Below are 14,246 nucleotides of genomic sequence, written 5' to 3' on the forward strand. Positions count from 1 at the left end.
TCACGGACTGGCCGCGCGGCCCCACCGCCCGGCTGGCGGAATGATCGCCGGCGCAGGAGGACATGACGATGGCACCCAATGATCGGGGCGCGAACGAGACCATCTTCACCCTGGAGGCAACGCAGCTCAAATTCGGCAATGGGGCGGTCGAGGAACTCGACTGGGAGCTCAGGCGCCTCGGGCTGCGCAAGATATTGCTGGTCGCCGATCCGCGGCTGCGCCGGCTGGGATTGACCGAACGCGTCATCGACATCATCACGCGCGCCGGCGTCGGCATCAGCGTCTTCGAGAGCATTCTCGTCGAGCCGACCATCGAGTCGCTCGGGGAGGCCGCTGCCTTCGCCGCATCCCAGGACGTCGACGGCTTCGTCGCCCTGGGCGGCGGCTCCACCATCGACACCGCCAAGGTCGCCAACCTCATCCGCAGCCATGGCGGCGCCATCATCGACTATGTCAACGCGCCTGTCGGCGGCGGCCGCAAGCCGTCCTCGCCGCTATGCCCCCTGATCGCCATCCCGACCACCTCCGGCTCGGGTTCGGAGGCGACCACGGTGGCGGTGCTCGACATTCCCGAACTCAAGATGAAGACCGGCATCTCGCACCGCTATATGCGGCCGACGCTGGCCATCGTCGATCCCGAACTGGCGCGCACCACGCCGGGAGCGGTCACGGCCTCCTGCGGCCTCGACGTCGTCTGCCACGCGGTGGAATCCTTCATCTCCCGCCCCTTCGACGCCAGGCCGCGCCCGGCCACGCCGGACGACCGGCCGCCCTATCAGGGCAGCAATCCGGTGGCCGACATCTGGTCCCTCAAGGCGATCGAGTTCGGCGGGCGCTTCCTCGAGCGCGCCGTCCGCGACGGCAACGACCTGGAAGCGCGCGGCACCATGATGCTCGGCGCCACCATGGCCGGCATCGGCTTCGGCACGGCGGGCGTGCACATCCCGCATGCCTGCGCCTATCCCCTCGCCGGCCTGAAGCACAGCTACAGCGCCCCCGGCTACGAGACGAGCCATAATTTCGTGCCGCACGGCTTCTCGGTGATCGTCACCTCCCCGGCCGTGTTCCGCTTCACCTATGACGCGGCCCCGGACAAGCACATCCAAGCCGCCGAGCTCCTCAATGCCGGGCCGATCGCCAATCCGGGCCCGGACTCGCTGCCGGACACCCTGATCCGGCTGATGAAGGCGGTGGGAGCGCCGTCGGGCATCACCGAACTCGGCTATGGCGAGGAGGACATTCCCGCTCTGGTGCAGGGCGCGCTCAAGCAGCAACGCCTCCTGGTCGGTGCTCCCAAGGCCATCGACGCCGCCGGGATCGAGGCCGTCATGCGCCAATCCCTGCGCAATTGGTAGGCGTGCCGCACAGAAAAAAGGCCAGGAGGAAACCATGGGTGAGATCGAACTGCACATGTTCCAGTGCGGCACGCTGAAGTGCAAGCTGCACAACATCAAGATGAACCAGGGCGCCAACACGGACTACGAGATCCCGGTCCCCTGGTACCTGCTCAAGCACCCCAAGGGGCTGGTGGTGATCGATGGCGGCAACGCCGTCGAGTGCGCCAGCGATCCGCGCGGCTATTGGGGCGGCATTTCCAAGACCTATTGGCCGGTGATGCAGGAAAGGGATGGCTGTGTGCAGAAGCTTGCCGCCATGGGCATTTCGCCCGATGACGTCACCCATGTCGTGCAGTCGCATCTGCATCTCGACCATACCGGCGCGATCGGCCGCTTCCCCAATGCCGTGCACGTCGTGCAGCGCCGCGAATATGAGTATGCCTATGCGCCCGACTGGTTCGCCGCCGGCGGCTATATCCGTAACGATTTCGACCGGCCGGGCCTGAAATGGCAATTCCTGGAAGCGGAGGCCACCGACGGCTACGATCTGTTCGGCGACGGCACGCTCAAGATGATCTTCACGCCCGGCCATGCCCCCGGGCACCAGTCCTTCCTGGTCACCCTGCCCAAGAGCGGCGCCATCCTGCTGGCTGTCGATGCCGCCTACACGCTCGACCATTGGAACGAAAAGGCCCTGCCCGGCTTCCTTGCCTCGACGGTCGATACGGTGCGCTCCGTGCAGAAGCTGCGGTCCCTGGCGGCGAAGACGGATGCCAAGGTGGTCACCGGCCACGACCCCGACGCCTGGCCGAGCTTCAAGCAGTCGCCCGGCTTCTACGACTAAGACACTTGTCCGGCTCTGCTATGGCGTAACGGCCTCTCCCATTCGCCGCGACCGCCGCGCCAGCAGATTGGCAACCACCAGCAGGATGATCGAGAGCCCCATCATCAGGGTCGCGGCCGCGGTGATCGCCGGGCTCAATTGCTCGCGCAGGCCCGTGAACATTTCGAGCGGCAAGGTACGCTGATTGGCGCTGGCGAGAAACTGCACCACCACCACTTCGTCGAAGGAGGTCACGAAAGCGAAGGCCGCTCCGGACAGCACGCCGGGCAGGATCAGCGGCAGCATCACCCGGAAGAACCCGGTCAAGGGTCTGGCACCGAGGATCGAGGTCGCCCGCATCAGGTTGCGGTCGAAGCCCGAGAGGCTGGCACCGACCGTCACCACCACGAAGGGACTCGCCAACACGGTATGGGCCAGAATGATGCCGACATAGGAGTTGGCTAGGCCCATCCGCGCATAAAAAAGATAGGTGCCGACCGCCGTCACCACCACCGGCACGATCAGGGGCGAGATCAAGAGCGGCACGATCCAGCGCCGGGCGGGAAAACGCGGATCGGACAGGCCAATCGCCGTCAGCGTTCCCAACACCGTGGCCAGGATGGTGGCGCCGATGCCGATGATCAGGCTGTTGGCGATGGCCGAGAGCCAGCGCGGCGTGCCGAGCACCACCTCATACCAGCGCGTCGATACGCCCTGGAGCGGGAAGGTGAAGAAGGAGCCCGCGTTGAAGGATAGCGGCACCGGCACGAAGATCGGCACCACCAGGAAGATCAGCACCAGGACGCACCAGGCCCAGAGCAGGCCGACACGAATGCGTTCACCGAGGGTCGGATAGGGAGACAGCATGATGGCTCATCCCATTTTGAAGAGGTCGAGGCCGAGATAGCGCGTCATCACGATGTAGAGCCCGAGGGTGGAGGTCAGCAGTACGAAGCTGAGCGCGGCCGCCATCTCCCAATTGAGTTCGACATTGACGTAATTGGCGATGAAATTGCTGACGAGCTGGTCACTGGCACCGCCCACCAGCACGGGCGTGATGTAGTAGCCAAGGCAGAGGATGAAGGTGAGCAGGCAGCCCGCCAGCACGCCGGGCATCACCTGTGGCAGATAGATCCGCCTGAACACCGTGAAGGGCCGGGCACCGAGCGATTGGGCCGCCCGGAGCTGGGAGGTGTTGACCGAGCGCATCACGCTGTAGATCGGCAGCAGGGTGAAGGGGAGCTGGATATGGGTCATCGCCAGGACCAGGCCGGTGCGGCTGTACATCAGCTCCAGCCGCTCCGAGGTCAGGCCGAGCCAGAGCAGCACATCGTTGAGAAGGCCGAATTTCTGCAGCACCACCGTCCAGGCCGCGGTGCGGACCAGGATCGAGGTCCAGAAAGGCAGCAGCACCAGGACCAGCACGATCCCGGCCAGAGCCGGCCGCAGATTGTTCATCCAGTAGGCGAGCGGAAAGCCGAGGATGAGGGTTCCGAGCGTCACCAGGGCGGCGATCAGGAAGGTGCGCCCGATCACCCGCATGAACACCGCCTGATCGGGCGGCACCGCGCCGATGCTGCCCTGATCGGTCCAGCGCAGATCGAAGGCGGATAGCAGGTAGAAGGAGGTGAAACCGTTGAGGCCATCCTTGATCGCCACCCAGGTCCGGTCCTGGCCGAGCAGCGGGGCCGCCTTGAGCATGGCCGCCTTGTCCAGCGGCTGGCCGGAGGCCGTGGCACGGCCGAGGCGCAGGATCTGGCTGCGCGCGCCCGGCAGGCGCGTGTTCAAGCTCTTGGCGAATTCGTTGATGCTGCCGGCGCCGGCCGCGTCCTTCAGATCGGCCGCAAGGGCCTGGAAGGTTTCATCGCCAGGCACGCCATCCGCGCTGTCCCTGCCGAGGGCGGCAGCGGTGCGCGGCAAAGTTTTGGCGATCGTCGGCTCGTAGATCGCCCGGGATAACAGAGCCAGGATCGGGGCGCCGAAGCTGAAGACCAGCAGGATCAGCAGCGGAGCCGCCAGGGCGAGCGGCTTCAGGCCTTCGTGGTTGCCCCTTCGCCGGGTCCTCGGCATCGCGCCGGTCGTCGGCAGTGCGGTGGATGACATGACGGTCCCCTCCGGAATCGGCGAGCAGGCGCCGTCATCCCCCACTCACAAGCAAAGCTTGTGAGGATACCGCCGCCTGCGGCGACGCCGGGGATGACGATTCTTGCGTTACTGCGCCAGCCAGGCGTTGAAGCGTTTCACCAGATCCTCGCCATGGTCGCCCCAGAATTCGACATTGGAGACCAGGTGCTTTTGCATGTTCTCGGGCGCGGTGGGCAGCTTGGGCAGCACTTCCTTGGGAATGAAGGGCGTGGCGTCCTTCATCACCGGGCCATAGGGGATGAAGCGGCCGAGCTGGGCGCTGGTCTCGGGCTGGGCGATATAGTTGAGATATTGATAGGCGAGGTCGATATTCTTGGCGCCCTTGGGGATGGCGATCATGTCGAATTCGACGATCTGGTCGTTGAAGACCAGGGCGAAGGGCTTCTTGTCCTGATCGATCACGCTCTGAATGCGGCCGTTCCAGGCCGTGGTCATCACGACTTCCTTGGAAGCGAGCAATTGGGCCGGCTGGGCGCCCGCATCCCACCACACGATGTCCTTCTTGATGGTGTCGAGCTTCTTGAAGGCCCGGTCGACCCCTTCGGGCGTGGCGAGGATGTCATAGACCTGCTCGGCCGGCACGCCATCCGCCATCAGCGCCCATTCCAAATTCTGTGACGGCGCCTTGCGCATGGAACGCTTGCCCGGGAATTTCTGGGTGTCGAAAATGTCGAGTACGGAGGTGGGCGCCTGCTTGAGCACACTGGCGTCATAAGCGAGCACATCGCCATAGACGTCGATGCCGACGCCGCAATCCAGCGCCGTGCCCGGCAGGAAGCGCTCCTTGTCGGCGATCTTGGCGTAATCCAGCCGGATCAGCACGCCGGTGTCGCAGCCCTGCAGCACCGTGGAGGTTTCGACCGTCACCAGGTCGATCGGTACATCGCCGGTCTCGACCATGGCTTTGATCTTGCCGAGCTCGCCGGTATATTCCTGCTCGTTGAACTTGATGTCGGCCTTCTTGGCGAAGGGCTCGAACCAGGCCTGTCGCAGGGCGGTCTGCCAGGCGCCGCCGGTGGCCATGATGGTGAGTTCTCCGGCCGAAGCAGCCTGCATGTGATAGCAAAGCGATGCCCCCGCCAGGGCCAATGCGAGCGAATATCTTAGACCTTTCATCGTTCTCTCCCGGTTTTTCAATGTTTCTTGGTTGAGGCGCCGGCTAGAAAGGCGCGGCAATCGCCGACCGACCAGGCCAGATCGACCGGTGCCCCATTGGCCATAACAGCCTCCGGCCGGATCTTGACGGTCAGGATCTGCCCATTGGCGAGCCGGGCAAGCAGGCGCTGATGGTCCCCGTGATAGATGCAGCCATCGACCGTGGCACCGATGCGGTTGTCCTGGCCGTTGACCTCGGCCGCCAGCTGGATTTGCTCGGGCCTGATGGCGAGCTGGACCGACGCACCCTGTGGCAACGGCCCGATAGCCTTGGCGATGACGTTCAGCCCACCGGGCAGCGTGACGGCACATTCGTCACCATTCACCTGCTCGACCGTCCCGTCGAGGGCGTTGTTCTCGCCGATGAAGCCGGCGACGAACGCCGTCGCCGGGTCGTTATAGAGCTGATCGGGCGAGCCGATCTGGGCGATTTCGCCGCTCTCGAAGATGGCGACACGGTCCGACATCGTCAGCGCTTCGCTCTGGTCATGCGTGACATAGACGACGGTCACGCCCAGCATTTCATGCAGCTGCTTGAGCTCGATCTGCATGTGCTCGCGCAGCTTCTTGTCGAGGGCCCCGAGCGGTTCGTCCATCAGCACCAGGGTGGGCTCGTAGACGAGGGCTCGCGCCAGCGCGACACGCTGCTGCTGGCCGCCGGAAAGTTGGGTGGGCTTTCGATCCTTGAACTGGCCCAGCTTGACCATTTCGAGCGCGCGGATGACCCGCGGTCCGATCTCATTCTTGGGAATCTTGCGCACCGACAGCGGGAAGGCGACGTTGTCGGCTACGCTCATATGCGGAAAGAGCGCGTAGTTCTGGAAAACCATGCCAATATTGCGCTCATAGGGCGGCATGCGTTCGACGGGTTGCCCGTTGAGGCGGATCATGCCCTCGCTGGGCCGCTCGAACCCGGCCAGCATGTTCAGCGTGGTGGTCTTGCCCGATCCGGACGGCCCGAGGAAGGTGAGGAACTCGCCACGGCGTATGTCGAGATTAAGCCGCCGCACGGCATGGAAACTGCCATACATCTTCTCGACGTCGATGAATTCGACGAATTTGGCGCCATCCTTTTCGCTGTCGCCTGACTGGGCTGCCATCGCTGTCCCGACCTCCCCTTCGCTGCGCCCGTTCGGGCCGCCCTGTGCTGCTGCCCCGGTTCCGCCTGGAGCTTGTGATGCATGACCTTGCGTTAGAATTGTATGGTCACACAACTTTTATTTGAGTGACCATATTTGCGAAGATGGACCACGTCAAGGCCCCACAACAGAACAAGAAAGCCCAATTGTATGAGCTACAATTAGCAAATCCCCTCTGACAAACCGCATACAACCCGCATTGTCTGATGCCTTTTGCCATGCTAAGAGGGGCCAAAGGGTCGCCTCCAGGAACGCCAAACACAGATGCTGGACAATTTGGAGCTGCCGGATAACGACCGGCCGATCTATCAACGCCTTGCGGATGCCATCGGCGAGCGCATCGCCCGTGGCGATCTGGCGGAAGGCGAGAAACTGCCGCCGCAGCGCGAGATCGCCAAGGCTCTCGGCCTCAACGTCACCACGGTCACCCGCGCCTTCTCGACCCTCCAGCAGCGCGGTCTGGTCGAGGCGCGTCCGGGCCGTGGTACCCTGGTGGCGCCCCGTGAAAGCGACGATCCCGGTTTTAAATCAGCCCCCAGCGACGAGGCCGGCCTTATCGACCTATCGGTGAACCGGCCAGCCACCTCCGCCTATCTCGAAGCCCTGTCGATATTGCTGCCGCGCCTGTCTAGGGATCGTCGCTTCGGCGCCTTGCAGGACTATCACCCCCCGGAAGGGCCGCTCTGGGCCCGCACGGCCGTCGCAGGCTGGCTGCAGGACATCGCGGGCGATGGCGACGCCAGCCGCATCGTGCTGACCGATGGAGCGCAGCACGGCCTGGCCTGTGTGTTGCGTGCCCTGACCCAACCCGGCGACGTCATGCTGGTCGACCAGATCACCTATCAAGGCATCAGCGCCCTTTGCCGATCGCACGGGCTCGATCTGCGCGGTCTTCCCTCGGATCGGGAGGGCATGCGCCCGGATGCCTTCGAGGATGCCTGCCAGACCTGGCGTCCCCGTGCGGTCTTCCTAGTGCCCAGCCTGCACAACCCGACGACGGTGACCCTGAGCGAAGCCCGGCGCCGGGCGCTGGCTGCAACTGCCCGCCGGCACAACGTGCTGATCATCGAGGACGATGTCTATCGCCCGCTGCTCGAGACGCCCCTCCCCTCCTTCGCCACCCTGGAACCTGAACTCACAGTCTATGTCGGTGGCCTGTCGAAATGCGTCGCGCCGGGCCTACGTTTTGGCTTTGTGGTGGCTCCGCGCGCCGTTCTCGGCAATGTCGCGGCGGCGCTGCGGATCGACTGCTGGAGCGTCAGTCCGCTCATCCCGTTGATCGCCACCAATCTTCTCGAAGAAGGGAGCGTGGCCCGCATCATCGAGAGGCAGCGCGAGGAGCTTTACGAGCGGCAGGCGATCCTGGCCGAGGCACTTGCAGCCTTCGACGTCCAGACCCACCAGGCTTCACCCCATGCCTGGCTGCATCTTCCCGAGCCCTGGCGCGGCGCCAGTTTCGCCAGGGCCTGCCGCCAGCGCGGTGTCGGGGTGCTGCCCGCCGATGCCTTTGCGATCGGCCGGGAGACCTTGGCCCACGCAGTCCGCATCAATGTGGGTGCGGCCCCCTCACGCAGCGAATTGCGGCAAGCCCTCGGTATTATCGCCACCCTTCTCAATGCCGGCAATTTCGAGCTCTCGGGTGCGATTTGAACCCTTTGTTCCCGGACCAAGGGTCTGCGGCGACACCTGGAAAGGCGCGGGCAATCACCTTGAACGGCGGCTCAGCTTGACCGAGGCCTCGACGAGTGCCCGGCAACGTCTCGTCGATCATCTCCATGGAATCGCCAGCTATAACGACAGGGCACGCTGGGAATTGCTGCCATGAACGCTGGCGACCATCTTTCCAGGCCATCGGCCATTCCCGGGCCGGCTTTCGCCGAACTGCTCGCGGCCTATCGGGATTCGCGACGGCATTATCACGATGTCGGCCATATCGAGGCCATGCTGGCGGGCCTGCGGGACTGTCGCTCCCTTCTCCACGATATCGAGGCTGTGGAACTCGCGATCTGGTTCCACGATGCGGTCTACGATGCCGCGGCCCGGGATAATGAGGAGCGCAGCGCCGACCTCGCCCGTCAGGTTCTGGCAGGGCGGCTCGAACAAGGACGGCTGGAACAGGTCGCTGCGCTGATCCTGGCGACCCGGAAGCACGAACTCGCGAGCTCCGGGGAAACGCAGGAGCCGGCCGATCGGGAACGATCGGACATGGCCTATTTCCTCGATCTCGACTTGCAGATCCTCGGCACGGAGGCGACGCGCTTCGATGCCTATGAGACGGCGGTACGACGCGAATATGCGCATGTGCCGGAGGCGGCCTGGCGCATCGGGCGGGCAACCGTGCTACGGCGCTTCATGGCCCGGCCGCGGCTTTATTTCAGCGATCTCTTCGCCGAAAAGCTTGAGGAAAGAGCGCGCGCCAATCTCGCGCGCTCCCTCGCAAAGTTGACGGAAGGCGAGCCGCCTCAGGCCAGCGTGTAGCTGGTCTTCACCGTGGTGTAGAACTCGGCGGCGTAGCGACCCTGCTCGCGCGGGCCGTAGCTCGAGCCCTTCCGCCCGCCGAACGGCACGTGATAGTCGACGCCCGCCGTCGGCAGGTTGACCATCACCATGCCGGCCTGGACATTGCGCTTGAAATGCGTGGCATGTTTCAGGCTGGTAGTGGCGATGCCGGCGGAAAGGCCGAATTCGGTGTCGTTGGCGGCGGCCAATGCCTCGTCGTAATCCTTGACGCGCACCACGGCGGCAACCGGCCCGAAGATCTCCTCGCGGGCGATGCGCATGTCGTTGCTGGCGCCGGTGAACAAAGCCGGCGTCAGATAGAAGCCGGGGGCCTCACGCTTGACGAGATCGCCGCCGAAGGCGAGCTTGGCGCCCTCTTCCTTGCCGATCTTGATGTAGTTCAGGTCCTGGTCGAGCTGGCTCTGGTCGACCACCGGACCGATATGGGTGCCTACCTTCATGGCATCGTCGACGGTGACGCCCTGGAGACGCTCGACCAGCGCGGCCACGAAGGCATCGTGGATGCCATCGGTGACGATCAGGCGCGAGGACGCGGTGCAACGCTGGCCGGTCGAGAAGAAGGCACCGTTGACGGCGGCTTCCACGGCCACCTTGACGTCGGCATCGTCAAGCACGACGAAGGGGTTCTTGCCGCCCATTTCGAGCTGCACCTTCTTCATCGGTGAAGAGGCGACGCAGGTCGCGGCGATCTTGCGGCCGGTGCCGACCGATCCGGTGAAGGAGATGGCATCGACGTCGGGCGAGGACAGCAGCGCTTCGCCGACCACCGAGCCGCGGCCCATCACCAGGTTGAATACGCCGGCCGGCAGGCCGGAACGCGCGATGATCTCACCCAGGGCATGCGCAGTGGCCGGCACGAGGTCGGCCGGCTTCAGCACCACAGTGTTGCCGTAGCAGAGCGCCGGCGCGATCTTCCAGGCCGGAATGGCAGCGGGGAAGTTCCAGGGCGTGATCAGGCCGACCACGCCGATGCCTTCGCGCGTGACCTCGACGCCGACGCCGGGGCGGACCGAGCCGATGATTTCGCCGGCTAGGCGCAGCGCTTCACCGGCAAAGAATCCGAAGATCTGGCCGGCCCGCGCCACCTCGCCGATGCCTTCGGGCAGGGTCTTGCCTTCCTCGCGCGACAGGATGGCACCGAGTTCCTCCTTGCGCGCCAGGATCTCGTCGCTGATGCGCTTGAGCACGTCATGGCGCTCCTGCAGGGTCGAGCGGCTCCAGCCCGGGAATGCGGCCTTGGCGGCGGCGATGGCCTTTTCGGCCTCGGCCTTGGTCGCCCGGGGGAAATGCCCGACGATCTCAGCGGTGTTGGAAGGATTCACGTCCGGCGCGAGATCGGACGAGGCGACCCATTCGCCGGCGATGAAGTTACGGGCATGCAGTGTCATCGGGAAGATCCTAGAGGTAACAAAACTGGCCGGACATTAGTCTAACAAATGCCCGGCGCAAACCGGCAGCTTGACGCGGCCGGCAATTTTCTGGTGGCACCCATCAGGCAGTTGCAACTGCCGTCACGCGCTGGCGCACGATCAGGAGAGCGATCAGCGCGGCGATGATACCGGTGAGGCCCGAGAAGAGAAAGGCCTCGACATAGCTTCCCTGCAGCACCCGCATATAGCCGGCCAGGGCCGCAGCGCTGGCGGCGCCGATCTGGTGGCCCGCCGCAATCCATCCGAACACCACGGGAGCGTCGCGATCGCCGAAGGCTTCGTTGGTCAGGCGCACGGTCGGCGGCACGGTGGCAATCCAGTCGAGGCCGTAGAACACGCCGAAAATGGTGAGCGTGTAGATGTTGAAGCCGCTGAAAGGCAGATAGATCAGGGCGATGCCGCGCAGGCCGTAATAGACGAAGAGCAGCTTGCGCGGATCGTAGCGATCGGTCAGCCAGCCCGAGAAAGTGGTGCCGAAGAGATCGAAGATCCCCATCATCGCCATCAGGCCGGCAGCCTGCACCTCCGGGATGCCCATGTCGCCGCAGAAGGAGATCAGGTGCATGCCCACCAGGCCATTGGTGGTGAAGCCGCAGATGAAGAAGGTGGCGAAGAGATACCAGAAGGTGCGCGTGCGGGCCGCCCGCACCAGCGCACCGAGCGAGGCGTCGATCAGGCCCGTCTGTGCGTGCGGCGCCTCGATCGGTGCGGAGGGATCGGCGCCATAGGGGCGCTGGCCGATGTCGCTAGGGTGGTTCGGCACCAGGAAGAAGGCAAGCGGAATCAAGACAGCACAGGCGATCGCCACCGCCGCCACCACCAATTGCCAGCCGCCGATCTCGGAGAGCTTGGCGAGCCCCGGCTGGAAGATCAGCGTACCCGTTGCCGCACTGGCCGCCATCAGCCCCATGATCAGGCCGCGATTGGTCTTGAACCAGCGATTGGCGACGGTGGCGCCCAGCACCATGGCGACGCAGCCGGACCCGAGCCCGGAGAGTACGCCCCAGGTCGCGATCAACTGCCAGGACTCCGTCATCAGCAGGCTGAGACCGATAGAGCCCGCCATCAGCGTCAGCGCGATCACCAGCACCCGGCGGATGCCGAACTTGTTCATCAGGGCGGCGGCGAAGGGACCGACCAGCCCGTAGAGGAGAATGCCGATCGAACCGGAGAGCGAGATTGTGTCGATGCCCCAGCCGAAAGCCTTGTGCAGGGGCTGGAGCAGCAACCCGGGCGCGGCGCGTACACCCGCCGCCACCAGCAGGGAAAGGAAGATGACGGCGACGACGACGAATGCATAATTCTGGCCGAAAGGCCGGCGACTGACGCGCTGCATCGGGAGACCTGTAGGATGTCGAGATTGACTTGATACGTACCGGTCTGTAACATCGTTATCGGAAATTGGAAAGAGGCAAATGACCGGATCCGCAAACGCCGCTTCGCCGCCGCAGCCCCGCGCGGCGGAGCGCATCCTCAAGACCGCGCGCGAGCTCTTCTACAAGGAGGGCATCCGGGCTGTCGGGGTGGACACCATTGCCTCGGAAGCCGGCGTGACCAAGCCTACGCTCTATCGCTGCTTCAACTCGAAGGACGAATTGGCGGCGGCCTATGTCCGGGTCTACGACGCCGAGTTCTGGGCCCGCTTCGAAGGTGCAGGCGTCGGCTTCGAGAACGACCCGCGTACCCATCTGCGCAACTACCTGACGGGCCTGGGCGAAAGGGCCACCCTCGCCGGCTATCGCGGTTGCGGGCTGAGCAATGCCGCCGTGGAATACCCGGAGGAGGACAACCCTGCCCGCATGGTCGCCGAGGGCGGCAAGGTATTGCTGCGCGAGCGCCTGGAAGGCATGGCCGAGCGCATGGGCGCCAGGAATCCGGGCCTGCTCGCCGACGGGCTGCTGCTGCTGATCGAAGGCGCTTTCGTCAGCGGCCAGATCTTCCACGAGGGCGGACCGGCCGGTTCGGTTGCCGTTATCGCCGACCTGCTGATCGAGGCGAGCCTGAAGGATTGAGCCGGAACCCTATTCAGGCCGCCCCGAAACGGCGGCGATAGTCGCCCGGCGTCAATCCCATCGTCCGCACGAAAATCTTGCGGAAGGAAACCGGATCGCCATAGCCGACATTCCAGGCGATGCGGTCGAAGGAAAGCCGCGTCGTCTCCAGCATGTCGCGGGCCTTGGCAACGCGGAGCTGCTGGCAATATTCGATAGGCCTCAAGCCGGTCGCCCTGCCGAAGCGGCGCAGGAAGGTGCGCCGCTCCAGCCCCGCCTTTGCCGCCATGGCGTTGACGTCGACGTCGCCGGCATAGGCCTGTTGAAGCCAGTGCTGAACCGCGAGGATGGCCTCGTCGCCATGGTTGAGCCGCGGCGAGAACACGCTGTAATGGCGCTGCTCGCGTCCCAGCGGATCGACCAGCATGGCGCGCCCCGTTGCCACCATCACGCTGGTTCCGAGCAATTTCTCCACCAGTTTCAGACCGAGATCGGTCCAGGACATCAATCCCGCGGCAGTGATGATGTCGCCGTCGTCGATCACGATCTTGGCCGAATCCACCCTGACCTTGCCGAAGCGTTCGGCGAGATCATCGGCATAGCTCCAATGCGTGGTCGCCTCGCGCCCGTCGAGCAGCCCGGTTTCTGCGAGCAGGAAGGCCCCGATGCAGACGGAGGCCAGCACGCTGCCGCGGCCGTGACAGCTTCGGAGGAACTCGGCGAGGTTCGTAGTCCAGGCCTCGTTCGGCGGTTTTGCCAGGCTCGGCGGCAGGATGATCATGCCCGGGATCGCGTCGTCCTCGCCGTCGCGATTGTGGATTTGGCCCTTGGCATCACACTCCCAATGGCTCACCCGCAGCAGCGGGCCACTACCCTCCCTGCGCTCCCGGGCGATCCTGTCGGCGATGGCGAAAAGGTCGGTGAGACCATAGAGCGCGGCCAGTTGAACGTCGGGATAGGCCATGAGGCCGATCTCGGAGGGAGCCGAGGTCATTTGTCACTTTCGCCCTGATTTTTGTCACATGTGCCAATCGGCATTCTGCGCCGGGCGTCCTATTTCAGCAATCACAACATCTTTTGAAACTGGAGAAACATCCCATGTCCAAGCGTGCCTTGATCCTCGTCGATATCCAGAACGACTATTTCCCGGGCGGCAAATGGACCCTGTCCGGCATCGAGACAGCCACCGCCAATGCCGCGCGGCTCCTGGAGGCAGCCCGGGCGAAGAACGAGCTCGTGGTGCATGTGCGCCATGAAGCAGCCAAGGCGGATGCTCCCTTCTTCGTAGCCGGCACGCCGGGCGCCGAGATCAACCCAAGCGTCGCCAATCGCGCCGGCGAGCAGGTCGTCGTCAAGAACTTCCCCAATTCCTTCAGGGACACCAACCTCAAGAAGCTGCTCGACGATGCCGGCGTCACCGACGTCCTGGTCGCGGGCGCAATGAGTCACATGTGCATCGAGGCGACGACCCGGGCGGCGGCCGATTTCGGCTATGCAGTCACCGTTGCCCACGATGCTGCGGCCACGCGTGACCTGGAATTCGGCGGCGTCACCGTGCCGGCGGCGCAGGTCCACGCCGCCGCCATGGCATCGCTCGCCTTCGGCTACGCCAAGCTTGCTTCGACGGACGAACTGCTGGCGGGTTGAGGGAGATCGGGAAAGGGCGCAATCCTCCCTTCTCTTCCTGTGGGATCTGGCACTTCCAA

At 64.6% G+C, this 14,246-nt stretch carries 13 protein-coding genes; 6 read left to right on the forward strand and 7 right to left on the reverse strand.

Annotation, left to right across the window (positions count from 1 at the left end; translation table 11 throughout):
• Window positions 1–68: 68 nt before the first annotated feature.
• Window positions 69–1,355, forward strand: coding sequence for a hydroxyacid-oxoacid transhydrogenase (locus tag BA190_RS10685; protein ID WP_082979656.1), 1,287 nt, complete (start codon window positions 69–71; stop codon window positions 1,353–1,355).
• Window positions 1,356–1,389: 34 nt separating this feature from the next.
• Window positions 1,390–2,181, forward strand: coding sequence for an N-acyl homoserine lactonase AttM (attM, locus tag BA190_RS10690; protein WP_156771477.1), 792 nt, complete (start codon window positions 1,390–1,392; stop codon window positions 2,179–2,181).
• 18 nt (window positions 2,182–2,199) lie between these two features.
• Here the strand turns inward: attM and BA190_RS10695 are convergent, their stop codons facing one another.
• The 4 genes from BA190_RS10695 to BA190_RS10710 form a co-directional block, all read right to left on the reverse strand.
• Window positions 2,200–3,030 (reverse strand): ABC transporter permease, encoded by an 831-nt coding sequence (locus BA190_RS10695; RefSeq protein WP_156771478.1) that lies wholly within the window; start codon window positions 3,028–3,030, stop codon window positions 2,200–2,202.
• A gap of 3 nt (window positions 3,031–3,033) precedes the next feature.
• Complete coding sequence (locus BA190_RS10700) at window positions 3,034–4,263, reverse strand: ABC transporter permease (protein WP_068286040.1); 1,230 nt, start codon at window positions 4,261–4,263, stop codon at window positions 3,034–3,036.
• A 108-nt stretch (window positions 4,264–4,371) separates the two neighbouring features.
• Window positions 4,372–5,421, reverse strand: a complete 1,050-nt coding sequence (locus BA190_RS10705; protein WP_068286043.1) for an ABC transporter substrate-binding protein — start codon at window positions 5,419–5,421, stop codon at window positions 4,372–4,374.
• Between the two features lie 17 nt (window positions 5,422–5,438).
• Window positions 5,439–6,560, reverse strand: coding sequence for an ABC transporter ATP-binding protein (locus tag BA190_RS10710; protein ID WP_068286045.1), 1,122 nt, complete (start codon window positions 6,558–6,560; stop codon window positions 5,439–5,441).
• Between the two features lie 303 nt (window positions 6,561–6,863).
• Here BA190_RS10710 and BA190_RS10715 point away from each other — a divergent pair, with 303 nt between their 5' ends.
• Both BA190_RS10715 and BA190_RS10720 read left to right on the forward strand, forming a co-directional pair.
• Window positions 6,864–8,249, forward strand: coding sequence for a PLP-dependent aminotransferase family protein (locus BA190_RS10715; protein ID WP_068286047.1), 1,386 nt, complete (start codon window positions 6,864–6,866; stop codon window positions 8,247–8,249).
• Between the two features lie 171 nt (window positions 8,250–8,420).
• The gene (locus BA190_RS10720) at window positions 8,421–9,077 is read left to right on the forward strand and encodes a hypothetical protein (RefSeq protein ID WP_156771479.1); all 657 of its coding nucleotides are present in this window, start codon (window positions 8,421–8,423) and stop codon (window positions 9,075–9,077) included.
• Here BA190_RS10720 and BA190_RS10725 read toward each other — a convergent pair.
• Both BA190_RS10725 and BA190_RS10730 read right to left on the reverse strand, forming a co-directional pair.
• Window positions 9,062–10,507: an aldehyde dehydrogenase family protein gene (locus tag BA190_RS10725; RefSeq protein ID WP_068286049.1), complete on the reverse strand. Its 1,446-nt coding sequence runs from the start codon at window positions 10,505–10,507 to the stop codon at window positions 9,062–9,064. The genes BA190_RS10720 and BA190_RS10725 overlap by 16 nt on opposite strands.
• A gap of 103 nt (window positions 10,508–10,610) precedes the next feature.
• Entirely contained in the window at window positions 10,611–11,885 is a 1,275-nt protein-coding gene (locus BA190_RS10730) for an MFS transporter (protein WP_068286051.1), read from the reverse strand.
• A gap of 79 nt (window positions 11,886–11,964) precedes the next feature.
• On the opposite strand from BA190_RS10730, the gene BA190_RS10735 reads away from it, so the two are divergent.
• Window positions 11,965–12,561 (forward strand): TetR/AcrR family transcriptional regulator, encoded by a 597-nt coding sequence (locus BA190_RS10735; protein WP_068286054.1) that lies wholly within the window; start codon window positions 11,965–11,967, stop codon window positions 12,559–12,561.
• A gap of 13 nt (window positions 12,562–12,574) precedes the next feature.
• Here the strand turns inward: BA190_RS10735 and BA190_RS10740 are convergent, their stop codons facing one another.
• Window positions 12,575–13,534: a GlxA family transcriptional regulator gene (locus BA190_RS10740; RefSeq protein WP_068286056.1), complete on the reverse strand. Its 960-nt coding sequence runs from the start codon at window positions 13,532–13,534 to the stop codon at window positions 12,575–12,577.
• A 104-nt stretch (window positions 13,535–13,638) separates the two neighbouring features.
• Between BA190_RS10740 and BA190_RS10745 the strand changes: the two genes are divergently transcribed.
• Window positions 13,639–14,187, forward strand: a complete 549-nt coding sequence (locus BA190_RS10745; RefSeq protein ID WP_068286058.1) for a cysteine hydrolase family protein — start codon at window positions 13,639–13,641, stop codon at window positions 14,185–14,187.
• The last annotated feature ends 59 nt before the right edge of the window (window positions 14,188–14,246 follow it).

This window comes from Labrys sp. WJW (assembly GCF_001676615.1).
Lineage (GTDB): Bacteria > Pseudomonadota > Alphaproteobacteria > Rhizobiales > Labraceae > Labrys > Labrys sedimenti.